This window comes from Terrabacter sp. Ter38 (assembly GCF_024519435.1).
GTDB lineage: Bacteria > Actinomycetota > Actinomycetes > Actinomycetales > Dermatophilaceae > Terrabacter.
In genome coordinates, this window is the sequence record NZ_JALJRZ010000003.1 from 191,032 (window position 1) to 212,612 (window position 21,581).

General features: G+C 70.6%; 23 protein-coding genes, 1 tRNA gene and 1 riboswitch. Of the genes, 10 read left to right on the plus strand and 14 right to left on the minus strand.

Annotated features, from left to right (window positions below; translation table 11 throughout):
* Nucleotides 1-125 precede the first annotated feature (125 nt).
* Nucleotides 126-1,250 (minus strand): phosphoserine transaminase, encoded by a 1,125-nt coding sequence (gene serC, locus NR112_RS08255; RefSeq protein ID WP_256793879.1) that lies wholly within the window; start codon nt 1,248-1,250, stop codon nt 126-128.
* Between the two features lie 322 nt (nt 1,251-1,572).
* Here serC and NR112_RS08260 point away from each other — a divergent pair, with 322 nt between their 5' ends.
* Nucleotides 1,573-2,562 (plus strand): hypothetical protein, encoded by a 990-nt coding sequence (locus NR112_RS08260; protein WP_256793516.1) that lies wholly within the window; start codon nt 1,573-1,575, stop codon nt 2,560-2,562.
* 22 nt (nt 2,563-2,584) lie between these two features.
* Here the strand turns inward: NR112_RS08260 and NR112_RS08265 are convergent, their stop codons facing one another.
* Both NR112_RS08265 and NR112_RS08270 read right to left on the minus strand, forming a co-directional pair.
* On the minus strand, nt 2,585-4,588 hold the full coding sequence (locus NR112_RS08265; protein ID WP_256793517.1) for a PQQ-dependent sugar dehydrogenase: 2,004 nt from the start codon (nt 4,586-4,588) through the stop codon (nt 2,585-2,587).
* A 108-nt stretch (nt 4,589-4,696) separates the two neighbouring features.
* Entirely contained in the window at nt 4,697-5,818 is a 1,122-nt protein-coding gene (locus NR112_RS08270; RefSeq protein WP_256793518.1) for a citrate synthase 2, read from the minus strand.
* A gap of 134 nt (nt 5,819-5,952) precedes the next feature.
* Here NR112_RS08270 and NR112_RS08275 point away from each other — a divergent pair, with 134 nt between their 5' ends.
* On the plus strand, nt 5,953-6,540 hold the full coding sequence (locus tag NR112_RS08275) for a pentapeptide repeat-containing protein (protein WP_256793519.1): 588 nt from the start codon (nt 5,953-5,955) through the stop codon (nt 6,538-6,540).
* A 39-nt stretch (nt 6,541-6,579) separates the two neighbouring features.
* Here NR112_RS08275 and NR112_RS08280 read toward each other — a convergent pair whose 3' ends face one another.
* Nucleotides 6,580-6,984 carry a hypothetical protein gene (locus tag NR112_RS08280; protein WP_256793520.1) on the minus strand — a complete coding sequence of 135 codons (405 nt, stop codon included), beginning with the start codon at nt 6,982-6,984 and terminating at the stop codon, nt 6,580-6,582.
* 111 nt (nt 6,985-7,095) lie between these two features.
* Here NR112_RS08280 and pdxH point away from each other — a divergent pair, with 111 nt between their 5' ends.
* On the plus strand, nt 7,096-7,812 hold the full coding sequence (pdxH, locus tag NR112_RS08285) for a pyridoxamine 5'-phosphate oxidase (protein ID WP_256793521.1): 717 nt from the start codon (nt 7,096-7,098) through the stop codon (nt 7,810-7,812).
* A gap of 233 nt (nt 7,813-8,045) precedes the next feature.
* Here the strand turns inward: pdxH and NR112_RS08290 are convergent, their stop codons facing one another.
* Together NR112_RS08290 and NR112_RS08295 are read right to left on the minus strand one after the other, a co-directional pair.
* A complete protein-coding gene (locus tag NR112_RS08290; protein ID WP_256793522.1) occupies nt 8,046-8,369 on the minus strand; it encodes a hypothetical protein in 324 nt (107 codons plus the stop codon).
* Nucleotides 8,366-9,541, minus strand: coding sequence for a hypothetical protein (locus tag NR112_RS08295; protein ID WP_256793523.1), 1,176 nt, complete (start codon nt 9,539-9,541; stop codon nt 8,366-8,368). The genes NR112_RS08290 and NR112_RS08295 overlap by 4 nt, the downstream gene beginning before the upstream one ends.
* 3 nt (nt 9,542-9,544) lie before the next feature.
* Here NR112_RS08295 and NR112_RS08300 point away from each other — a divergent pair, with 3 nt between their 5' ends.
* The 5 genes from NR112_RS08300 (at nt 9,545) to NR112_RS08320 (ending at nt 13,898) form a co-directional block, all read left to right on the plus strand.
* Nucleotides 9,545-9,883 carry a hypothetical protein gene (locus NR112_RS08300; protein WP_256793524.1) on the plus strand — a complete coding sequence of 113 codons (339 nt, stop codon included), beginning with the start codon at nt 9,545-9,547 and terminating at the stop codon, nt 9,881-9,883.
* Nucleotides 9,884-9,961: 78 nt separating this feature from the next.
* A complete protein-coding gene (locus NR112_RS08305; RefSeq protein ID WP_256793525.1) occupies nt 9,962-11,215 on the plus strand; it encodes an MFS transporter in 1,254 nt (417 codons plus the stop codon).
* A gap of 29 nt (nt 11,216-11,244) precedes the next feature.
* On the plus strand, nt 11,245-11,940 hold the full coding sequence (locus tag NR112_RS08310; protein ID WP_256793527.1) for a metal-dependent transcriptional regulator: 696 nt from the start codon (nt 11,245-11,247) through the stop codon (nt 11,938-11,940).
* A 217-nt stretch (nt 11,941-12,157) separates the two neighbouring features.
* A riboswitch (cyclic di-AMP (ydaO/yuaA leader) is annotated at nt 12,158-12,322 on the plus strand.
* 2 nt (nt 12,323-12,324) lie between these two features.
* Entirely contained in the window at nt 12,325-13,119 is a 795-nt protein-coding gene (locus tag NR112_RS08315) for a C40 family peptidase (protein WP_256793528.1), read from the plus strand.
* A gap of 95 nt (nt 13,120-13,214) precedes the next feature.
* Nucleotides 13,215-13,898, plus strand: coding sequence for a DsbA family protein (locus tag NR112_RS08320; protein WP_256793529.1), 684 nt, complete (start codon nt 13,215-13,217; stop codon nt 13,896-13,898).
* A gap of 59 nt (nt 13,899-13,957) precedes the next feature.
* Here the strand turns inward: NR112_RS08320 and NR112_RS08325 are convergent, their stop codons facing one another.
* Complete coding sequence (locus tag NR112_RS08325) at nt 13,958-14,569, minus strand: carboxymuconolactone decarboxylase family protein (RefSeq protein ID WP_256793530.1); 612 nt, start codon at nt 14,567-14,569, stop codon at nt 13,958-13,960.
* Nucleotides 14,570-14,859: 290 nt separating this feature from the next.
* The gene (locus tag NR112_RS23180) at nt 14,860-15,261 is read right to left on the minus strand and encodes a hypothetical protein (RefSeq protein WP_374512092.1); all 402 of its coding nucleotides are present in this window, start codon (nt 15,259-15,261) and stop codon (nt 14,860-14,862) included.
* On the opposite strand from NR112_RS23180, the gene NR112_RS08330 reads away from it, so the two are divergent.
* Nucleotides 15,200-15,727, plus strand: coding sequence for a DDE-type integrase/transposase/recombinase (locus NR112_RS08330; RefSeq protein WP_374511941.1), 528 nt, complete (start codon nt 15,200-15,202; stop codon nt 15,725-15,727). The genes NR112_RS23180 and NR112_RS08330 overlap by 62 nt on opposite strands.
* On the opposite strand, the gene NR112_RS08335 is transcribed toward NR112_RS08330, so the two are convergent.
* The 6 genes from NR112_RS08335 to NR112_RS08360 all read right to left on the minus strand — a co-directional run bounded on the left by NR112_RS08335 (nt 15,653) and on the right by NR112_RS08360 (nt 20,390).
* Entirely contained in the window at nt 15,653-16,615 is a 963-nt protein-coding gene (locus NR112_RS08335) for a pyridoxamine 5'-phosphate oxidase family protein (protein WP_256793531.1), read from the minus strand. The genes NR112_RS08330 and NR112_RS08335 overlap by 75 nt on opposite strands.
* Nucleotides 16,615-17,121, minus strand: a complete 507-nt coding sequence (locus NR112_RS08340; protein WP_256793532.1) for a hypothetical protein — start codon at nt 17,119-17,121, stop codon at nt 16,615-16,617. Before NR112_RS08340 ends, NR112_RS08335 begins: the two co-directional genes overlap by 1 nt.
* The gene (locus tag NR112_RS08345) at nt 17,118-18,446 is read right to left on the minus strand and encodes a glycosyltransferase family 2 protein (protein ID WP_256793533.1); all 1,329 of its coding nucleotides are present in this window, start codon (nt 18,444-18,446) and stop codon (nt 17,118-17,120) included. Before NR112_RS08345 ends, NR112_RS08340 begins: the two co-directional genes overlap by 4 nt.
* A 490-nt stretch (nt 18,447-18,936) precedes the next feature.
* A tRNA-Arg gene (locus NR112_RS08350) sits at nt 18,937-19,012 on the minus strand.
* Between the two features lie 417 nt (nt 19,013-19,429).
* Nucleotides 19,430-19,627, minus strand: a complete 198-nt coding sequence (locus NR112_RS08355; RefSeq protein WP_256793534.1) for a hypothetical protein — start codon at nt 19,625-19,627, stop codon at nt 19,430-19,432.
* A gap of 253 nt (nt 19,628-19,880) precedes the next feature.
* Nucleotides 19,881-20,390 (minus strand): NUDIX domain-containing protein, encoded by a 510-nt coding sequence (locus NR112_RS08360; RefSeq protein WP_256793535.1) that lies wholly within the window; start codon nt 20,388-20,390, stop codon nt 19,881-19,883.
* A 78-nt stretch (nt 20,391-20,468) separates the two neighbouring features.
* Between NR112_RS08360 and NR112_RS08365 the strand changes: the two genes are divergently transcribed.
* The gene (locus NR112_RS08365) at nt 20,469-21,458 is read left to right on the plus strand and encodes an aldo/keto reductase (RefSeq protein WP_256793536.1); all 990 of its coding nucleotides are present in this window, start codon (nt 20,469-20,471) and stop codon (nt 21,456-21,458) included.
* Nucleotides 21,459-21,581 lie beyond the last annotated feature (123 nt).

Here is a 21,581-nt window from a genome sequence, read left to right on the forward strand (position 1 = left end):
CTCTTTGGCGGTCTGCCGGGATCAACGAGGCACGTCGTCAAAGGTCACGCGGGGACGGCGGGGTTCGCGCGGAGGGCCAGCACCCGGCATACGGGGGCCGGCCCTCTCGGCGCGTGCTCGGCCGGTCAGCCGAGTGCTGCGACCACGTGGTCGATCGCCTGCGTCAGCTTCGTGACGTCCTCGGGGTCGACCGCCGGGAACATCGCGACGCGCAGCTGGTTGCGGCCGAGCTTGCGGTAGGGCTCGACGTCGACGATGCCGTTGGCGCGCAGGGTGCTGGCCACGGCGGCGGCGTCGATGGAGTCGTCGAGGTCGATCGTGCCGACGACCTGCGATCGGGCGGCCGGGTCGGCGACGTAGGGCGTCGTCCAGTCGGTCTGTTCGGCCCAGCCGTAGAGGCGGCTCGAGGAGTCCTGGGTGCGACCGGTCGTGAAGTCGAGGCCGCCGTTGCCGTTCATCCAGTCGAGCTGACTCTTCATGAGGGCGAGCGTGGACAGCGCGGGGGTGTTGTAGGTCTGGTTCTTGAGCGAGTTGTCGACCGCGGTCGGCAGGCTGAAGAAGTCGGGGACCCAGCGACCCGATGCCGCGATCTCGTCGACGCGCGCGAGAGCGGCAGGGGAGAAGGCCGCGAGCCACAGACCACCGTCCGAGGCGAAGCACTTCTGCGGGGCGAAGTAGTAGACGTCGGTCTGGGTGATGTCGACGGGCAGGCCGCCGGCGCCGGAGGTCGCGTCGATGAGGACGAGCGCGTCGTCGTCGGCGCCCTCGACGCGCTGGACCGGTGCCATGACGCCGGTCGAGGTCTCGTTGTGCGGCCAGGCGTAGACGTCGACGCCGGACTCGGCTCGCGGCGTGGCGAGGGTGCCCGGGTCGGCCTTGATGATCGTCGGGTCGCCGAGGAAGGGGGCGGCCGCCGTGACGTTGCCGAACTTGCTCGAGAACTCGCCGAAGGCGAGGTGCTGGGCGCGCTCGCGGACGAGGCCGAAGGCCGCGATGTCCCAGAACGCCGTCGAGCCGCCGTTGCCGAGGATGATCTCGTAGCCGTCCGGCAGGGAGAAGAGCTCGCGCAGGCCCGCGCGGACCTCGCCGACGAGGTTCTTGACCGGCGCCTGGCGGTGTGACGTGCCTAGCACCGTGCGACCGAGGGAGCTGAGGTAGTCGATCTGCTCGGGGCGTACCTTCGAGGGGCCGGAGCCGAACCGTCCGTCGGCGGGCAGCAGCTCGGCGGGGATGGTGATGGGCTGGGTCACGACTGGTGCTTCGGTCACGGATTCACCCTTGCGAAGTGCGGCCACGTTACGGTCTCGTGGCGGACGTGTTGAGGTCGGATGACGCCGTTGTCACCGCTGACATTCAACCCCACGTGCCCACCCCTTGGACATTGCTGCTCGATGTGTGGACGCCCACACGGCACGCGGTCGGGGTGCGGGGTGGTTCGGGAGATGCGCCCCCGCCCCACGAGTGCGCGTTGGAACGCGCATCTCTGGCACGAACGCGCACCGTCGGGGTGCCGCGTCACCACTATCCACAGGCCCGGAGCGCGCGAGGTGTCCGACGCCCCACGATGAAGCGATGGATCTCGAGCAGCTCGCCCACCGCGACGTCGTCAGCGCTGCCCGACTCGGCGCTGCCGGCCACGGCCCGGCTGCCGTCGCGCGAGCCGTGCGCACCGGCCTGCTGACCCCGCTGCTGCGCGGGTGGTATGCCGTCCGCCCGCCCCGCGACGCCCGTGACCTCCACTGGCTGCGCACCGTGGCGGCCTGGCACCGCTTCGAGGGGCGGTCCCTGATCAGCCACCAGTCCCTTCTCGTCGCCCAGGGCCTGCCCGACTACCGGCTCGACCTCGAGGCCGTGCACCTGACTCGCCTCGGCGTGGGCCCGACGCGCAACGGACGCGACGTGAAGATCCACCGCTCGCTCCCGGCACGCGGACTCGCGCACGGCACCTCGGACGACCGGGTGGCGACCGCGGTCGGTGTCGTGCAGGCCGGACTGGAGGGGGTGCCGCTCAGCGCCCTCGTGGCGGCCGACGCCGCGCTGCATCGAGAGCTGGTCACCACCGAGCAGCTCACGGCGGCCTGCGAGCTGCTCGCGGGGTGTCGCGGGATCGGGCCGGTCCGCGCGATCCTGCGAGAGGCGGACCGCCGCATCGAGTCGCCCGGGGAGAGCGTCATCGGCCACCGGCTGCGGGCCCTCGGCCACCGGATCGAGCCGCAGTTCGAGGTGGCCACGGATGTCGGGGACCGGTACGCGGACTTCCGGATCGAGGGCACGCGGGTCCTCGTCGAGTTCGACGGTGCCGAGAAGTACGCCGACAAGCGCGCCGCCTTCGCGGAGAAGCGGCGCGAGGACGCCATGCGGCGCAAGGGGTGGTTCTTCGCGCGCTACGTCTGGGCCGAGCTCGACGACGTCGCCCCTCATCAGGGCTCGCACCCAGGCAGCCATCGTCGACTCTCGACGTTGGGCCGCGTGAGCGCAGGTGTGCGCTCGTCCCGCAGGTGGCCCTTGGACCCAGCAGTGCGCGGTGCATCGCGCACTCCTGGGACCGGCGCGCACGCGTAGGTGCGCCCCGGTCCGGTGAGCGTCAGCGGACGATGCCGCCGAGCGACGTGCTCGTGAAGGCGCCGGGGCGCCCGTCGTAGACCCGCAGCTCGCCACCCGAGCCACGGCCGAAGAGCAGGAAGGTGCCGTCGGCGCGCGTCACGACGTCGGGCGCGGACGTGAAGGCCTGGGCCGTCCCGATGAGGAGACTGCCGCGCTGGACGACCGCGCGACCGTCGACCCCGTTGCCGACGGCGACGAGGGCCCGCCCCGGCCAGATGTCGCCGAGGGCGCGGTCGGACCAGGCTGCGAGGTTGTCGCCGCGCTGGACCCAGCTGCTCGTCGCCGTCGTGGGGTAGAAGGTGCGCTCGTAGGTCGCGCCGTTGGTGCCGCGGCCCGTCACGAGGATGCCGCCGCTCGCCGGGTTGGCCGACGCGGACAGGCCCGACGTGAAGATCCCGCCCGCCGAGATCCAGCCGCTCCACCGTGTGCCGTCGAAGTGCTTGCGCCAGGCCGATCCGGTGGTCGCGACGGCGAAGACGTCCATCGTGCCGTTGCCGAGCGAGGCCCCGTGCTGGGCGACGACGGTGCCGCCGAGGTTGGCCGACCCCTTGCGTATGCCGTCCTGGTACCACGTGTGGACGAGCTGCCTCGCGCTGTTGCGGGTGAAGAGGTCGACGCGTCCGGAGCGTGAGCTCGTCGCGGACGGCGCATCGGTGGAGGTGACGCCGGCCGAGGTCCAGGACCCCCACGAGGCCCCGTCGTTGGTGCTGCGCTTGAACGAGACGGCGTTGTTGGTGCCGCGGATGAAGGTCGTGACCTGCGACCCGGTGCGGGCGCCGGTGACGCCGACGGGCGAGATGAGGCTGCCACCGGACCGTCTGGGGACGGTGACCTTCGGGGTGATCCGGACGATCTTGTCGTCGGTGCCGTTGGAGGTCGTGAACCACAGCGCCCCGTCTGGCCCGAGCTGCACGGCCCGGATGCGGCCGTAGCCCTGGGCGATGGCCATCCGGGTCACCGTCGCGGGACGGGTCGTCGTGGGGGACGGGTTGAAGCGCATGAGGTAGATGCCCTGCCCCTTGAGCAGGCCGACGGCGAGAGCACCTTGCCACTCACCCCAGGCCGAGCCGCGCAGGAAGGTGGCGCCGCTCGTCGCCACGGTCGGGTCGCCCGAGGACCACATGGCGACGCGAGCGCTCGGGAACTTGCCGAGGTCGGTCATCGGGGTCGTCTCGTCGTAGCCGGGCACGGGGTCCCAGCCGTAGTTGCCGCCGCGGACCGAGAGGTTGATCTCGTCGTCGCGGGTCGTGCCGTGCTCGGCGGACCACAGCTCGGTCGTGCCCGGCCGCAGGGCGAGTCCCTGGATGTTGCGGTGCCCGTAGTTCCAGACGTAGCGGGCGTTGCCACCGCGGGAGTAGAAGGGGTTGTCGGTCGGGATCGTGCCGTTGGCATTGACCCGGAGCACCTTGCCGCCGAGCGAGCCGAGGTTCTGCGGATTGGTCCCCGTGGCCGCGTCGCCGGTGCCGACGTAGAGCTTGCCGTCGCCGCCGAAGCGCAGCCGACACCCGGAGTGGCGACCGCTCGTCACAGGCAGCCCCGTGACGACCGGCGACCCGTCGGAGACCGCGGTGGTGTCGCCGGTCAGCCGCCAGCGCAGGACACGCACGTCGAGCGGGTTGCCCGCCGGGGTGCGGACGGACTGGCACGTGTAGAAGCGCTTGTTCGTCGCTGCGGCGGGATCGGCGACCATGCCGAGCAGGCCACCCTCGCTGTTGACGTAGAGGGAGGGGAAGCCCGAGATGGCGACGCGGCGAGGGGCGTTGCTGCCTCGCTTGCTCCAGACCTGGCCGGGGCGCAGGTCGTAGAGCATGAGGTCGCCGACCCAGGTGATGTCCCACGGGTAGCTGAGCCCCGACACGACCGTCGTCACCTGGAGCGTCGGCGCCGCGTCGGCCGTGGGCATGGGCTGGACGGCGAGCGCACCCCCCGCGACCAGGGCGCCGACGAGGGCGATCGATCCTCGGACTCGCAGTCGCTGCACCATGCTGACTCCCCGACTCGGTGACCTGCTGGCTCTGCTCGCGAGGCTACGCGCGAGCCGACAGGTCCGCGCGTCGAGAGCCCAGCGGGACGTCGGGTGGGCGACCGCCGCTCAGTGGGAGATGTCGGGCGTCCAGCCGGCGACGTCCTCGGGCGTGCGCGGCCCCTCGCCGATGTAACGCGACGACGGCCGGATGAGCCGGCCGGTCCGCTTCTGCTCGAGGATGTGGGCGGACCAGCCGGCCGTGCGCGCACACGTGAACATCGGCGTGAACATCGACGGCGGGACGTCGGCGAAGTCGAGGATGACGGCGGCCCAGAACTCCACGTTCGTCGCGAGCACCCGGTCGGGTCGGCGGGCGTGCAGCTCGTCGAGCGCGGCCTTCTCGAGGGCGGCCGCTGCCTCGTAGCGCGGCGCACCGAGGCGCTCGCAGGCCGAGCGCAGCACCCGCGCGCGCGGGTCCTCGGCGCGGTAGACGCGGTGGCCGAAGCCCATGAGGCGTTCGCCCTTGTCGAGGACGCCCTTGACGTATGCCGTTGCATCGCCCTGCTGCTCGACCCCGTCGAGCATGTGGAGCACGCGCGAGGGCGCACCACCGTGGAGCGGACCGGACATCGCCCCGACGGCGCCCGAGAGCGCGGCGGCGACGTCGGCACCGGTCGAGGTGATGACGCGGGCGGTGAACGTCGAGGCGTTCATGCCGTGCTCGGCGGCGGAGACCCAGTAGGCGTCGACGGCCTCGACGTGCTTCGGGTCGGGCTCGCCGCGCCAGCGGATCATGAAGCGCTCGGTGATCGTGCGGGCCTTGTCGACCTCGCTCTGCGGGACCATCGGCTTGTCGAGCCCACGGGCCGACTGCCCGACGAACGAGAGGGCCATGACCGCGGCGCGGGCGAGGTTGTCGCGCACCTCGTCGGCGTCGATGTCGAGCGTCGGCTTGAAACCCCATACCGGGGCGAGCATGGCGAGCGCGGACTGGACGTCGACGCGTACGTCCCCGGTGTGCACGGGCAGCGGATACGGCTCGGCCGGCGGCAGGCCCGGGTCGAACTCGTTGTCGACGAGCAGGCCCCAGACGTGGGCGAAGTCGACGTGCCCGACGAGGTCGTTGATGTCGACGCCGCGGTAGCGCAGCGCCCCGCCCTCCTTGTCCGGCTCTGCGATGGTCGACTCGAAGGCGACGACGCCCTCGAGTCCTGGCTTGAAGTCGGGGTCGGGCGTGCTGTCTGCCATGTGCGTCCTTGCTGTGCAGGCGGTACCACCGCGGTGTGGAGGCCGCAGCCGGGAGGCGGACGGTGGGCGTCGGTCCCGGCTGACAGACTCACCGTATGCCGTCAGCCGCCGACCAGACCGTGTTTCGTGACGCCGTGTTCGCCACCCGAGACCAACATCACGACGCGGTCCGGTTCGAGGGCACCGACTTCACCAGAGCCCACGCCGAGGGCCACTCGTTCCTCGAGTGCTCGGTGCTCGGTGGCACGCTCGACGAGGCGCACCTCGAGGGCTCACGCTGGTCGGAGTGCGAGTGGGAGCGGGTGGGCGGCGTCGGCGTGACGCTGGCCGAGGCGAGCCTCGTCGAGATGACCATCGAGGGGTGCCGACTGGCCGCCGTCTCCGCCTGGGGCTCGACGTGGCGCGATGTCACGGTGCGCGGCGGCAAGGTCGACTTCCTCAACCTGCGCGGCGCCCGCCTCAAGGACGTCGCCTTCGTCGACTGTGTCGTCGTCGAGCTCGACCTCCAGGAGGCGGCCGTCGACGGCCTGACCTTCGAGGGGTGCACGCTCGTGTCGCCCACCTTCGGTCGCGGGAGGTATGCCGCCCTCGACCTCTCGGGGGCCACGCTCCGTTCCCCGGTGGGTCTCGCCGGGCTCAAGGGCGCGACGATGAGCCGCTCGCAGGTCATCGACCTCTCCGACGCGTTCGCGGCCGAGCTCGGGATCGTCGTCGCCGACTGAGCCCAGGGCGGCGTGGGCACCCTGAGCCGAGCGCGGGCGTCAGTTGATCTGGTTGGGCTTGGCCCGACGCAGGGCCGCGGTGGCGGCGTCCTTGGCGCGGTCGGTCGCCTTGACCTTGTCGTCGGGCCGGATGCGCTTGGTCAGGTCGGCCCGCTCGACGAGGGTCGACAGCAGCATGTCGGTCTCGGGGTGGACGCCGACCGCTTCGTCGCCGCTGAAGACGATCCAGTGGGCCACGTCGCCCTTGTAGACCTTGAGGATGCTGCCGTCGGCGAGCGACTTCGCGTGCGCCATCGCCTGCCGCCGGGCGCGCTCGCTCGAGATCGCCTTGTTGGCGGCCTCCTTGGCGGGCTCGCGCAGCGCCTGAGTGGCCACCCAGATCTGGGGGCCGTACTTGATGCCGAGCTTGACGGTCTGGGTGACGAGCTTGCCCTTGCCTGCCATCGTTGGTGACTCCTCACAGCGCCCCGGACGGGCCGGGGCTGTCGCCGGGACCGCGCGCGCCGTGGCCTGACGTCCGCGCGGACCTTCTCGGGTCAACCCTAGTGTGGGGTCATGGACAGCTCATCTCACGAGCCGGCCCGGGAGGGCCTCGCTGCCGTACGCCGCGTCGACTACTCCGGCGACGGCCTCGTCGAGTCCGATGTGGCGGCGTCGCCCTATCTGCAGGCCAAGAGCTGGGTCGAGGCCGCGCTCACCGCGGCCGAGGACCGCGAGGACGTGCCCGAGCCGACCGCCATCTCGGTGGCCACCGTCGACGCGACGGGCACGCCCGACGTGCGCACCGTGCTCATGCGCTTCTTCGACGAGCGCGGTCCGGGCTTCGTGACCAACCTCGGCTCGGCCAAGAGCGAACACCTGCGGGCCAACCCTCGTGTCGCGGCGGCCCTGACCTGGCCCGCCATCTACCGCGCGATCCGTTTCCGGGGCACGGCCGAGCTCGTCGACCGTGACGAGGTCGAGGCCTACTTCGACTCCCGGCCCTACGGCTCGCGGCTGTCGGCCTGGGCGTCGGACCAGTCGCGCCCGGCCGCAGATCGGGCCGAGCTCGAGCGCAAGTGGCAGGACGTGCTCGAGCGCTTCCCCGACACCGGCGGGGACCACGACGTGCCGGTGCCGGACTTCTGGGGCGGGTGGCGCATCGTCTGCGACGAGGTCGAGTTCTGGGCCGGGCGGCGCAACCGCCTCCACGACCGGATCGTCTTCCGCCGCACGGGCCCCGGCGGCCTCGCCGACGCCGACTCGTGGACGCGGCTGCGCCTCCAGCCCTGACGCCTCCCGCACTCGCCTGACACCTCGAACGCCGCGTTCGGTGGGGCAGGCCGGACAACGGAACAGGGCAGCCCGACGAGTCGGACTGCCCTGCTTCATCCATGGGTGTGGATGGGGACGCGGCTAGCGCGTGGCCACCTCACACGCTCCGGAAGACATCACTTCTCGGATCACCTCCCTTCGGTTTCGATGTGACGACCGTACGTCGGGGCCTGACTGGGCGGCAAGACTTTTTACGAGGGTTGCCCGGGGGAGCCGTCGGGGCCGTCTGAACCACCGGGCTGCCCTGGTCGGTGCTGGTGCGGGTCGGTCGGCAGCGGGTCGTCGGTCGTCGTGCCGCTCGTCGTGCTGCTCGTCGTGCCGGTCCCGGTGCCGCTGCGGGTCGGCTCGTCGTCGGTGTGTCGGCGCCGAGTGATCCGACCGACGGCGACGACGGCAGCGACGACGGCGATGACGACCAGCGCCACGACGACCATCGGGCCCCAGGCCGCGTCCGGCGGCGCCGTGGCGTCCGTTGGCAGCGCCGCGACCAGGCCCGTCGGGGCGGGCAGCGTCACGGCCCCACCTCGGCGTCCGGGGCGACCGCCGCGGTGGCCTCGGGCCTCAGCTCGGCACCACGTGACCCACCCCCGGTGGGAGGTAGCGGGGTCGGCGGTGCAGGGGTCGACCCGGTCTCCGAGCCGGAGGCGTCACGACGGTCGGCAGAGCGGGGTGACGCGGACAGGCTGCGGGCGCCCACGAGCAGAGCGAGCAGCACCGGTAGCTCGAGGTAGGCGTGGTAGCTCGCCAGGGCGGCATACAACGCCTTGCCCTGGGCGAAGTCGAGACCGAAGAGGACGGCGAAGAGTGCGGCAGCGACGAAGCCCACGGCCCACAGCCGCGGACCGGTCACCCACGGCACGCGGGCCTCGAAGGCAGCCGAGGCATCCGGCGCGACGCGGGGGAGCAGGGCCACCCACACGACGTAGTGCATCGTCTGCATGAACGCGAAGACGGTGAGGAAGCGCATCCCGAGCACCGTCGCGGCCGCGCTCGGCGGGGCGCTCGCGGCGAGGACCGTCTGGCCGTCACCGACGACGCTGCGCACGATGCCGGGGTCGGCGCTGAGGGACCCGTCGAGGAAGCCGAGCAGGACCACCGCCGGGATGGCGATGACCCACAGCACCTGCACGGCCCGGAAGGCCTGCCGCCCGCGATGTGAGGTGATCCGGCGCGACCACTCCCAGAGGAAGAAGAGCGGCACGACGTTGTGCAGGTGGGTCAGCACGACGAAGTGGTACGTCGGGAAGGTCAGCGAGACGGCGGCCGCGCCACCGATGAGCACCCAGGCAGCGACACGACGCCGGCCGTCGAGCCCGTGCCGGGCGGCGGCCGCGAGGATGACGTAGCCGAGCACGATCTCGGCCAGGCGCGCGGGCCGCCCGACCACCCCGGCGAGGAGCCGGCAGACGACGATGCCGGTGACGAGTGCCACGAGCAGCTCGAGGAAGGGGCGCCCGAGCAGGCCGCCGAAGCGCCCCGCGACGTAGCGGATCTCGAGGAGGTTGTGCAGGATGCCGAAGAGGATGAGGCCGATGACGGCGGTCGCGATCGGCGCCCCGAGCGCGATCGCGAGCGAGAGACAGACTGCCGCCAGCACGAGGAGGGTGATGGTGCTCGAACGATGTACGGCGACGGCCGGGTCGGGCGCGTCGGTCACGGAGCCTCCCGGTCGGGGCTGCGCGGTCACGGGGTGAGCCCCGCCGCGCTGCAGGCCCTCGCGCTGACCCTGGTCGTCGAGGTGCCCGTGCTCGTGGCTTTCGCGCGTGCCGCGGGCTGGGCCGGGTGGGGCCGCGCACTCGTCGGCGCGGTCGGCGTCAACGTCGTCACCCACCCCGTGCTGTATGCCGTGTCGACGGGCTTCAGGTCACCGTGGCAGCTCGTGGGGGCGGAGGTCGCCGTCGCCGCGGTGGAGACGGCGCTCCTCGTCGCGGGGTGGCGGGTCAGGGCGCGCGAGGACGCGGTGACGGTGGCGCTGGCGGTCGTCGCCGCCAACGCCGCCTCCACCGCCCTCGGTCTGCTCGTCCTCTGAGTCCTGGCCACGGGCCAATGCTTTCGTCGGGCGGTCGGCCCGGCCACCCGAGTAACCCGATCGTTAGGGTCCTGTGGCGTGACCGAGATTCAGGGGGACGGCGCGGACGGACGCAGCGGGCGCCTGCGCGCCATCGCGCTGTCGGCCTACGGGCCCACCCTCCTGGGCTCGACGGGCGCGGGCGCGGTGTCCCCGATCATCGCCGTGTCGGCGCGCGAGCTCGGCGCCTCGGTCGGCGTCGCCGCGCTGCTCGTGGCGATGTTGGGCGTCGGCCAGCTGCTCGGGGACCTGCCCTCCGGGGCCCTCGCGGCCCGTATCGGTGAGCGCCGCGCGCTGCTCGTCGCGGCCGTGATCGAGGCCGTCGGCATGCTCGTCGCGGCCCTGGCCGGCGGTCTCGTCATGTTGTTCGTCGGGGTGCTCGTCATCGGGCTCGCCGGCTCGCTCTTCGGCCTGGCCCGACAGGCCTACCTCACCGAGGCCGTACCGGTGGCGATGCGGGCGCGGGCCCTGTCGACGTTGGGTGGCGTGCACCGGATCGGCTACTTCGTCGGCCCGTTCATCGGATCGCTCGTCATCGTCAGGTGGGGCACCGGGGCGGCGTATGCCGTCGGCGGCGTCGCGAGCCTTGCCGCGTTCGTCCTCGTCCTGCTCGCGCCGGACATCACCGGCTCGGCGCACCGGCTCGCGGGCGGCGGACCGCCGCGCAGCGTGGCGTCCGTGCTGCTGCAGCACCGGCACGTCCTGCTGACGCTCGGCACCGGGGCCATGTGCGTGGCCGGGGCGCGCGCCATCCGCGAGGCCCTCGTGCCGCTGTGGGCCGAGTCGGTCGGATTCACACCGGCGCAGACGTCGCTCGTCTTCGGTGTGGCCGGGGCGCTCGACATGGCGCTCTTCTACCCCTCGGGTTGGCTCATGGACCGCTACGGCCGGGTCGCAGCCGCGGTGCCCAGCATGCTCGTGCTCGGCCTGGGCATGATGCTGCTCCCGCTCGCCACCAGCCTCGTCGCCGTCACGGCCGTGGCGACCGTCCTCGGTCTCGGCAACGGGCTCGGGGCGGGGCTCATCATGACCCTGGGGGCCGACGCGTCGCCCGCGGAAGGACGTGCGCAGTTCCTCGGCGGCTGGCGGCTCTGCGCGGACGTGGGAAGGGCGGCGGGCCCGCTGGCGTTGTCAGGGCTGAGCGCCATCATGTCGCTCGGCGCCTCCGCGGTCGTGCTCGGCCTGGGGGCCGTGGCCGGGGCGGGCTGGCTGCGCGTCTGGGTGCCACGGCACGACCCGACCCGACGCGCGAGGGTCGACCCGAGGCCGGGGCCACTGACGGGCGGTCCTTGACCGCTCTCCGATTCTGAGAAGGTATGACCGTGACGGACCTGATCGACACCACCGAGATGTACTTGCGCACGATCTTCGAGCTCGAGGAGGAGGGGATCGTGGCCCTCCGCGCGCGCATCGCCGAGCGTCTCGGCCACTCGGGTCCCACCGTGTCGCAGACCGTCGCCCGCATGGAGCGCGACGGGCTGGTCGCCGTCTCGGGCGACCGTCACCTCGAGCTGTCCGACCACGGCCGGCTGCTCGCGACCCGCGTCATGCGCAAGCACCGCCTCGCCGAGCGGCTGCTCGTCGACGTCATCGGCCTCGAGTGGGAGTACGCCCACGACGAGGCCTGCCGCTGGGAGCACGTCATGTCCGAGAAGGTCGAGCGCAAGATCCTCGGCCTCATCGGCGAGGGGCTCGAGTCGCCCTACGGCAACCCCATTCCCGGTCTCGAGGAGCTCGGGGTGCGCCAGGACGAGGACTTCCTCACCGGTCTCAGCACCCTGACGGCCGCCGTGGGGTCCGCGCCGACGGTCGTGACGATCCGTCGCATCGGCGAGCCCGTCCAGGTCGACCCGGAGGCGCTCGCGCTGCTGACGAGTGCCGGCGTCGTGCCCGGCGCCCGTGTCGAGGTCGTCCGTGACGGCGGTCGGGTCCTGGCCGTCCGCGAGGGCAGCGAGCCGTCCACCGGCGTCTCCCTGCCCGACGACGTGGCGGTCCACGTCTTCTGCCAGGCCGTCTGACACGCCGCATCCGTCAGGGTTTGCCCCGTTCTGCCGGGTCGTTCTGGCATGCCTTGCCACACCTCGTCCGGCCCCGTCGGGGGGTCGCTGAAAATTCTTTGACTTCCGGGAACTCGAAGGTGACAAGGCACCCCTACTTGGGTACGGTGGGCGAACTTGCTCTCCCCGTCGAGTGAGTGCCCCGGGTCGGACCGCCTAGTCCTGCCATCGACCTGAGGCTCAGTACGAACCGCATGGCAGGAGCGGGGGAACCACTTTCTCCGGACGTCGAGAGACGCCCTCGGGGTGAAGCCCTCCGTGGACCGAGACCGGTCCGAGCGAAGGCCGGGCAGTACCTCCAGCCCGAACCCGACAGCTCACCTCGTAGGCGTCGAGAGGTCAAACGTGGCTCAGAACGTTCCCGGGCGCCACCGCGCCCCCGGTCGCTTCAACGCGATCTCGGAGCTCAAGACGATCGCCAAGGAGTCGGCCCAGCCCGCCGTGAAGGGTGCCGCCATCGTCGCGGCCTCTGGTGGTCTCGTCGCTTCGTTCGCCGGCACCGCGAACGCCGCTGACGGCTCCGCGAACACGGTCGCCGGTCCCGCGGCCGTCGGCCCCGCCGTCGGCACGCTCAAGGCCGGCAACGCCCTGTCGGCGATCGGCTTCGCCAAGCCCGCCCTCAAGCAGGCGTCGGTCAAGCCGGTCGTCATCGAGGACGTCCAGGTCAAGTCCGAGCGCGCCGCGAAGAAGGCCGCCGAGAAGGCCGCCGAGAAGGCCGCCGAGCAGGCCGCCGCCGAGCGCCAGGTCACCCCGCAGCGCGCGTCGCGCTCCGCGAGCCGCGCCGCCCTCAACGTTGCGCCCAACCCGAGCGCCACCGGCATCATCGGCATCGCCCAGTCGTTCTTCGGCGTTCCCTACGTCTACGGCGGCACCACGCCCTCCGGCTTCGACTGCTCGGGCTTCACGTCCTACGTCTACCGCCAGGCCGGCATCTCGATCCCACGCACCGCGTCCGCGCAGGCCGCGGCCTCGACCCCGGTCAGCAACCCGCGCCCCGGCGACCTCGTCTTCTTCGGATCGCCGATCTACCACGTGGGCATCTACGTCAGCCCGGGCCGCATGATCGACGCCCAGCGCCCCGGCACCGTCATCGGCAACCACTCCATCTGGACGACGCCGTCGATGTACGGCCGCATCTGAGCGGTCACCTCTCACGCCACACGCTGCGCCCCCACCGGATCCGGTGGGGGCGCAGTGCTTTCCGGCCCTGGCCGCCTCCGTGGTTGACTGAGTCGATGACCGATCAGCCTGCTGCCGAGTCCACGACCATCATCGAGCTCGACCTCTGGAGCGACCTCGTCTGCCCCTACTCGTGGGTCGCCAAGCGTCGTGTCGAGGCTGCCGTCGCCGCTTTCGAGCGGCCGCACGACGTCACCGTGCGCCTGCGCTCCTTCGAGCTCTTCCCGGACGTCCCCGTGGGCGGTTCCGTGCCCGTCAGCGACCACCTCTCGGTACGCCACGGCGGCGACGCGGGGGCCGGCCGGCTCATGAACGCCAAGGCCAGCGAGGTCGCCGAGGCCGACGACCTCGTCTTCGACTGGGACCGCGCCGTCCGCGCCAACACCTTCGACGCCCACCGGCTCTGCGCCCTCGCCGGAGAGATGGGTGGCCCCGCCCTGCGCTCCGCGGCAGTCGAGCGCTTCCACACCGCCCACTTCGGCCAGGGCCTTCCCATCGACGACCACGAGGTCCTCCAGCGTCTCGCCGCCGAGTGCGGCCTCGACGAGCGTCGGGTGTCGGCGGTGCTCGCGTCCGACGAGTACGCCGAGCAGGTGCGGGAGGACGAGCAGCAGGCGCGGTCGATGGGTGTCACGTCGACGCCGTTCGTCGTCGCCAACGGGTACGCCGCCGTGACGGGAGCGCACCCGGTCGAGGACTACCTCGCGCTGCTGCGCGGGGTCGCCACGCAGCGCGTCTGAGCGCGGGCGCACGAGAAGGGGCCCGGCCGGTGAGCCGGGCGGACGACATACGCCCTCGGTCAGGAGGGTTGGTCCGCAGCCGGGCGGCCGAAGGAGACGGCGTCGTCCACGGCCGGTGGGGCGTCGGCGCGCAGCTGGTGGTCGGGGAGCGGGCCGAGGGCGTCGTTGACGGTCGAGAAGGCTCGGCGCAGCGCGACGAAGACGGTGATCGCGAAGATCTGGCGGTCGTCGAAGCCGGCCGCGCGCAACGGCTCGAGGTCGGCGGGCGTGGTGGTGTTCGGGGTGCTCGCCACGGTGCGGGCCCACGTCGCCAGAGCGGCGTCGACGGGGTCGAGAGGCTCGTCGTCGCCGCGGAGCACGGCGCCCGCGACCTCCTCGCCCGCCGCGGTGGCGAGGCGGCCACCCCACGCGAGCGCGCAGTAGGAGTCGCCGATGGTCGAGGCGGTTGCGGCGATGAGGATGCCCCGTTGCCGGAAGCTCAGGCCGGCGACGGAGACCATGTCGGCGAGGAGCCGGAAGAGCGTGTCGTGGGCAGCGGGTGACTGGGCCCAGACGCGGCTGAGGTTCATGACGTAGCCGTGGTCGGTGACGTCGCTCGCGAAGTAGGCCTCGAGCTCCGGGGTCAGAGCCGGTTCGGTGAGGAAACCGTGGCTCGGGTCGGTCGCCGTCATGAGGTGCTCCTGGGGTGACGGGTCGTGGAGTCTCCATCGTCCCACGTTCGTCCCGGCCGGATCAGGCCCTTGGGCGATCCGGCCCGGGGCCCTGGTCCTGCTCCCGTCCTCTCGTCGGGAGCACCAGCCATCCCGCGTACGAGGCCCGCCAACGGGCCGGGACTCGTCGGCCCCTACCGTGGACGGGACGGATCCGCCCACCCGGCCGAGACGACGAGATCCCGGCTCTCGGGGGACCTCGGGGCCCTCTTCACCGACCGCTCCCGAGCGGGGGACTGCTGACGGTCTGCTCACACCCGACCGGTGACGACGGAGGTCGCCGATGGAAGGCTGTTCACCATGCCTGCAGCCCACCCCATGAGTTCCGCGACGACGTCGAGCACCGGATCCGGGCCGGCCCGACACGCGAGGAGCCCGAGGAGCTTCGCGAGCTGAAGAAGCGAAGCCGGTTGCTCGAGCAGGAGAACGAGGTTCTGCGCCGCGCCGCCGCGTACCTGTCCCAGACGAACCTGAAACTGGGCCAGTCCCCAAAATGAGCTACCCGCTGGGCCGTGACCTGGCCCGTTGATGACCGGGACGGGCGGGCCCGCAAACGCGGCACGTCCCGCCGGCCCGGGCCGCCCGGGCACGATGACCTCGTCGAGCGCGACTTCACCTCGGACCGACCGAAACCAGGTGTGGCTGACAGACATCACCGAGCACCACAGCGCCGAGGGGAAGCTCTACCTGTGCGCGGTCAAGGACGTCTGGTTGCCCCGAATCATCGGATGCGCCATCGATGACCGGATGCCCTCCCACCTCGCGGTCGACGCGCTCCGGATAGCAGTCACCCGCCGCGGCGGCGCCCCTGTCGTGGCCGGCTGCGTGGTCCACATCGACCCAGGTGCCCAGTTCCGCTGTCGGCGCTACGTCCACGAGCTGGAACGGCACGAGCTGCGCGGGTCGTGGGCCGGGCCGCCTCCAGCGCCGACAACTCCGCCATGGAGGGCTTTTCGCCCTGCTGCAGAACGTCGTCGTCGACACCCGCCGCTGGCGCACGCCACGAAATGCGCCCAGCCATCGTCACCTGGATCCAGCGACCAGTCACTGAATCGAACTAGGCCCAGGATCGTCGAACTCCACGATCTCGTGTTCCAGCCAGGTGTCCACTTTGGCTGACTGCAAAGTCACCTCGTAGACCAGTTCGCGTTGTTGTTCGTCCTGGGTCAGGCGATCGACGTAGCCAGGCACCTGGGCGCGATACAAGTGAGCGACCTGAGGGAAAGGGACTTCTGCCCGCCTGACCTGGACCCGGTTGCTCCCGATCGTCGCGCCCGACTCCGTCGGTGGCGTCACCAGTGCGATCCGACCCGTGTCGAATGCATGGGCCTTATTTCCGTGTGGTGCCGTCGTTATGTACCACACGCCGGGGCGGTCCGACCTGACGAAGCGCATCAGGCGACTCGATGGCGTACCCGCTTCGTCGGCACTCGAGACGACCACGAGGTTGGTCTGCGCCGCGACCTTGTTGAACATGGCCAGCACCCGCGAGGGGGACGTGGTGCCGCGGTGCGGGTGCTCCTTGGCGAAGGCAAGCGCAGCGTGCACGGAGTCGAAGCGTTGCTCCCCTTCGATGAAGTACAGAATCTGCGGGACGTACGGGGAGATGTCCTCATCCTGGTAGTAGAAGGGCCGCCAGCGGCGACCTGCGTGCAGCTCGCTGGCGTACTCCGAACGCAGCCTGCCCTCCTTCCTGGCAAGCAGTCTGTGGCCCCACTTCATGCGCAGGAGGCTTCGACCCAGTTGCACACCGAGGATCGCACCGAGGATGACGTTCAGGAGCATCAGCCGCCACGAACCGGGCCGTTCTGGCAGCGTGCTGTTCACAGCGAGGAAGAGTCCGGCCCCGGCGGCGGCGCCCACCACGCCCACCAAGGCCACACACACCTTCCGATACCGCCGCAGCCCGAAGAGGATCGCGTCGGCGGCGCGCTGCCTGCTCTTGAGGTGCAGCTCTCGCTGCTTCATGTCTCCGATGAGCGCTTGGTCGACGTGCGAGAGCGGCATCAGTTGACCCCATTGGCGCGATAGAGGCCGCGCAGCTCGTGGGTCTCGATATCGACGTAAGGCTCGATCTGGGCCTTCCGCTGCTGCAGGCGAAGTGCTTCCGGACCGAACTTGTCGGCGTACCAGGCGTCGGCGATCTCCATCCGACGGGCGAGACGCTGCTCGTCGTAGGTCTTCCGCTGGTTGCGTTCCTTGAGGGTGGCACGATGGATGAGGTGCAACGCCAGGAACCCGACGACGAAGATGACCACCAGGATCCCGAGTAGGCGCACGGTCCGATCCCACATGTCGAAGCCCTCCTGGTAGCTCCACCAGCCCCCGTCGTTGTCCCGGTTCAGGAGGGACGAGGCAGTGATCACCACCGGCAGTACGACGAAGAACCAGCTGACCACCAGTAGGACCAACTGCCTCAGCTTCGTGCCGCGGAGCCTGGACCCGAAGAACCAGTCGACGGTGACGTCCTTCTCGTCCACGTGGTGGGTGACGTACGAAGGCTTGGGCGTCATGTCGGCCCCTGTCCCTGATACCCCTCGCGGATGCCCTGCAGGCTGTCGGAGCGCTCCGGGGACTTCCACGAACCGCCATCTCGACGCGCCCAGACCTTGCCGATCGTCGGGATGAACTCGAGGACGACGGTCCAGGTGTTGACCATCCAGTAGACGAGCATGTACCACGGCGCGAACACCATGTACTTCAGAGTGCGGCCGCCGTCGTTGTAGTACGACGCGACGCTCAACTGGGCCAGACCTACGACCATCTGGATGGCGACAAAGATGCCGACCATGTACCAGTCGTGCCAGAACCGCTCCCAGTTCTGCGTTGCCGCGAAGTAGACCTGGGTCACGACGAACAAGAACATGCTGACCCAGTAGAGGAGGCTCCAGACGATGCTGAGGCTGTAGTCGAGGACCACCGGCATCATCCTGAAGTTCCGGATCGGGTGCCGCACCAGGTTCGGGCCCTTGCTCACCAGAACGAAGATGCCGCCCGACGACCAGCGCCGTCGCTGCTTGACCAAGGCACGTAGTTGCTCGGGAACGTCCAGGAAGAACCGGATATGAGGCGCGAACAGAGCACGCCAACCCGCCGCCTGCATGTCCCAGGCGATCGCGATGTCCTCGGTCGGCTGCTCGGCATGCCAGCCGCCGACGTCGAGCACGGCTTGCTTGCGGTACAAGGTGTTGGCACCGGAGAACGCGAACAAGGCCCCGTAGGACATCTGTGAGCGCTTGATGAGCCCGATGATCGAGTTGAGTTCGTTCTGTTGAGCCTCTGCGGTCAACGTCGTGCGGTTGGCCGCAAGCATGTTGCCGGTCACAGCGCCGACGTTGTGCCCACCTTCACGCTCGAAGTAGCTCAGGTACTGCCACAGCGCGTCGGGATTGGGCTTGGTGTCGGCGTCGTTGGACAGGATGAAGTCGCCCTTGGCATACGCGAGCGCCACGTTGAAGCCATGCGCCTTTCCACGATTCTGGACGATGGTGATGACGCGCAGGTGCGGGTATTCATCCTGCAGCCCTACCAGGATCTCCGCAGTTCGGTCGGTGGATGCGTCGTCGATGACGATGATCTCGTACCTGTCCGCCGGATAGTTGAGCTGGCGCTCCAGGTAGAGCACCGTGCTCTCGATTGAGTCTTCCTCATTGTGCGCAGGGACGAAGATGGTCACGAAGGGCTCACCCTGCTGCAGATATCGTGGGAGATCGGCCCGCTCCGAGAACACGTGGTAGTAGAAGCTGGACACGAGGAACGCCAAGCCACCGACGATCGGGTAGGCGACGAGGACGAAGATGAGTAGCTGCACGAACCAGTCAGTGTCCGTGGTCGGCATCACGGTCTCCTCGGTGCATGGTCAACTCGCCTGGGCCTGGTCCGACCGGACGAAACCATCCCGACGGATTCAGCGACACTCGTCAAGCTCAGCGATGACGGCGGTAGCCGCAGGCGCTTGGCAGCGCCGCCTCTCATGTCGTGATCCTGCCACGTTTTGCGCCGGTTCGGTCCATCTCGACCCAAGCGGCGTGGACAGCCAGCAGTCCCGGTGTCGACATCAAGACCATGTCCTCGTGGCTCGGGCACTCGACCGCGAAACTGACCCTGGACACGTACGGCCACCTCATGGGACCGACGCCGACAAGGCGGCACTCGCTCGGGTAACAAGGCTCTCGGGCACCCCACGGGCACCCCACGGGCACCCCACGGGCACCCCACGGGCACCCCACGTGCACCCCACGGGCACCCCACGTGCACCCCACGTGGATGGGTGCTCCCGTTGCCGACGGAAGGCATCGCCGAGAACGCACCCTGACCTGCACGACGTGTGGTGCCCCCGGCAAGATTCGAACTTGCGACACCCGCTTTAGGAGAGCGGTGCTCTATCCCCTGAGCTACGAGGGCGGGGCATGGCTGAGACCTGCGCTGGAAACCTCGCCGCGACGAGGCCCCGCCGGGCCGACCAACGGGGACAGGCTACTGGACCGCACACGGCCGTCCGCGCGCGGTAGTCCGCGCGGCCGCCGCTGGCATCCCGGTGTGCCCATGAGCGATACACATTGCACTGCGCACGAGTCCTCCCAGGAGACGTGGGCTCCATGCACCCGAGGCTACTGATCGTCGGCCCAGGTCGAAGGTTCCAGACCCCGGAGCCGATGAGGAGGGTCATCGCAGCGACGGCGATGGTGGTGGCGGTGGGTTGACCGTTCCTGCCTGGGCGGTCCTGCACGACGGACGTCGCCGCCGTCGTCAGGTCCTGGGGCGACGAGCCAGCGAGGCTAGGTGGCGCAGCTGGCAGTGGGGGGCTGTGACGGCTGGACGTCAGGCGGCGCGAATGTCGGGCTGGATGCGCTCGATCAGGTCCTCGGGCGGTCTGCAGCTGCGAGAGCAGATGACCACCGGGACGTCGTCGAACCAGAGGATCTGCCAGGCCGTGCCGTCTGCGTTGCGCTCTCGGGCAGCGTAGATCTCGCCGTGGCAGCCCTGGGTCGGCCATGGGGTCGTGATCGTGTCCAACATGTACCACCGGGTTCTGTGCGGGATGGTCGTGGTGCCAGTGGAAGGTCGCAGGACGGCAGTCGCTCGGGGTAGGTGAGACCGCCGTCCCGCTACTCACTCAACGCACCGGACCGCCGGAAGTTACGGCACGGCTCCCAGGGGCGGCCCAGACCAGCCCGGGCACGTTCCCTGCCCACATGGCGCCAACCGACAGGACGCCAGTGTCGCCCGGACACGGGGGTCATCTGTGGAGGAGCGCCGAGCCGCCGGCAGGTCAGAGGCCGAGCCGCACCGGCGTGGTCGGGATGTCACCGGCGATCAACGCCGCCAGCGGTGAGGCGATGTCGCGAGGCGAGAACAGGTCAGGTCCGTCGTATCCGGCGATCTCTGAGTGCCGCCACCAACGCAAGCCGCTGATGTGCTCGGCGGCGAGCTCGGCGTCGGACAGTGCGCCTCTGGGGTCGAAGAGCGGCGTCCGGACGAGGAAGTAGTCGTTGACGACACCGTCGTAGCCGTCCGCGTGGCCGGCAGCCACGACCTCCTGGTGCCAGACGTGAGGCGGGTCGCCGTCGACGACGAGTCCCGTCTCCTCGTGCAGCTCCCGGCGCAGTGCCGCCAGCGGGGACTCACCGGGCTCGACCCCGCCGCCGGGGGCCGCCCACACGACCGTCGCCCCCGTGGGGACGGCTGGATGCGGCGCGCTGAAGCGGCACAGGAGGACCCCCTCGTCGTCGGCCAGGATGACCGCCCGGACCGCTTGTCGCAGCTTCACGATTGCAGGCATTCGCTCATCGACAGATGATCAAGGCGTCAGGAACATGCCGCAAGTCCATCTCCACGAACACGACCAAGGAGAACCCGCATGCAGACACGCACTCTCGGCACCCGAGGCCTAGAGGTCTCCGCCCTCGGCCTCGGCTGCATGGGCATGAGCCAGTCCTTCGGCCCTCGACCCCCACGGGACGAGATGGTCACGTTCCTGCGCGCTGCGGTCGACCGCGGCGTCACCCTCTTCGACACCGCCGAGGTCTACGGCCCGTTCCACAACGAGGAGATCGTCGGCGAGGCACTGCAACCGGTCCGCGACGACGTTGTCATCGCCACCAAGTTCGGCTTCGCCTTCGACGAGAACGGCGCCCAGACGGGCGTCACGAGCCGGCCCGACGACATCCGCGCCGCCGTCGACGGCTCCCTGCGACGGCTGCGCACCGACGCCATCGACCTGCTCTACCAGCACCGGGTCGACCCCGACGTCCCCATCGAGGAGGTCGCCGGCACGGTCAAGGAGCTCATCGAGGCCGGCAAGGTGCACCACTTCGGCCTGTCCGAGGCCGGAGTCGGCACCATCCGGCGCGCCCACGCCGTACAACCCGTCACGGCGTTGCAGAGCGAGTACTCCCTGTTCTGGCGCGAGCCGGAAGAGGCGATCCTCCCCGCCCTCGGGGAGCTCGGGATCGGCTTCGTCCCGTTCAGTCCGCTCGGGCGGGGCTTCCTCACGGGAAAGGTCACCGCCACCACGGAGTTCGGCGAGGGGGACATCCGCGCCTCGCTGCCGCGTTTCGAGCGGGAGGCCCTGCAGGCCAACCTCGCCCTCGTCGACCTCATCACCGCGGTCGCCGAGCGCAAGGGCACGACGGTCGGTCGGGTGGCGCTGGCCTGGCTGCTCGCGCAGCAGCCGTGGGTCGTGCCGATCCCCGGGACCCGCCGGCTCGAGCGCCTCGACGAGAACCTCGGAGCCGCCGACCTCGTCCTCACGGACGAGGACCTCAGCGAGCTGGACGCCGCCTCGGCCGGCGTGCAGGTCCACGGCGACCGCTACCCCGAGGCCATGCAGCGCATGATCGACCGCTGAGCCCCCAACGGCCACCGGACGGCCTGCGGCTAGTGCGGTCTCGTCGACAGCGGCCGCGGGGTCGACGCGGAGCCGGAGCTGGCGTTCGAGCTGCTCCAGTGCGTCTGGGGTCAGGGCTACGGG

Bases quoted from the DNA above. Each gene is read 5' to 3' on its own strand.
- NR112_RS08260 (WP_256793516.1), top strand. From the start codon at position 1,573: ATGGATCTCGAGCAGCTCGCCCACCGCGACGTCGTCAGCGCTGCCCGA.
- NR112_RS08265 (WP_256793517.1), bottom strand. From the start codon at position 4,588: ATGGTGCAGCGACTGCGAGTCCGAGGATCGATCGCCCTCGTCGGCGCC.
- NR112_RS08270 (WP_256793518.1), bottom strand. From the start codon at position 5,818: ATGGCAGACAGCACGCCCGACCCCGACTTCAAGCCAGGACTCGAGGGC.
- NR112_RS08280 (WP_256793520.1), bottom strand. From the start codon at position 6,984: ATGGCAGGCAAGGGCAAGCTCGTCACCCAGACCGTCAAGCTCGGCATC.
- pdxH (WP_256793521.1), top strand. From the start codon at position 7,096: ATGGACAGCTCATCTCACGAGCCGGCCCGGGAGGGCCTCGCTGCCGTA.
- NR112_RS08320 (WP_256793529.1), top strand. From the start codon at position 13,215: ATGACCGATCAGCCTGCTGCCGAGTCCACGACCATCATCGAGCTCGAC.
- NR112_RS08325 (WP_256793530.1), bottom strand. From the start codon at position 14,569: ATGACGGCGACCGACCCGAGCCACGGTTTCCTCACCGAACCGGCTCTG.
- NR112_RS08330 (WP_374511941.1), top strand. From the start codon at position 15,200: ATGACCTCGTCGAGCGCGACTTCACCTCGGACCGACCGAAACCAGGTG.
- NR112_RS23180 (WP_374512092.1), bottom strand. From the start codon at position 15,261: ATGTCTGTCAGCCACACCTGGTTTCGGTCGGTCCGAGGTGAAGTCGCG.
- NR112_RS08335 (WP_256793531.1), bottom strand. From the start codon at position 16,615: ATGCCGCTCTCGCACGTCGACCAAGCGCTCATCGGAGACATGAAGCAG.
- NR112_RS08340 (WP_256793532.1), bottom strand. From the start codon at position 17,121: ATGACGCCCAAGCCTTCGTACGTCACCCACCACGTGGACGAGAAGGAC.
- NR112_RS08345 (WP_256793533.1), bottom strand. From the start codon at position 18,446: ATGCCGACCACGGACACTGACTGGTTCGTGCAGCTACTCATCTTCGTC.
- NR112_RS08355 (WP_256793534.1), bottom strand. From the start codon at position 19,627: ATGTTGGACACGATCACGACCCCATGGCCGACCCAGGGCTGCCACGGC.
- NR112_RS08360 (WP_256793535.1), bottom strand. From the start codon at position 20,390: ATGCCTGCAATCGTGAAGCTGCGACAAGCGGTCCGGGCGGTCATCCTG.
- NR112_RS08365 (WP_256793536.1), top strand. From the start codon at position 20,469: ATGCAGACACGCACTCTCGGCACCCGAGGCCTAGAGGTCTCCGCCCTC.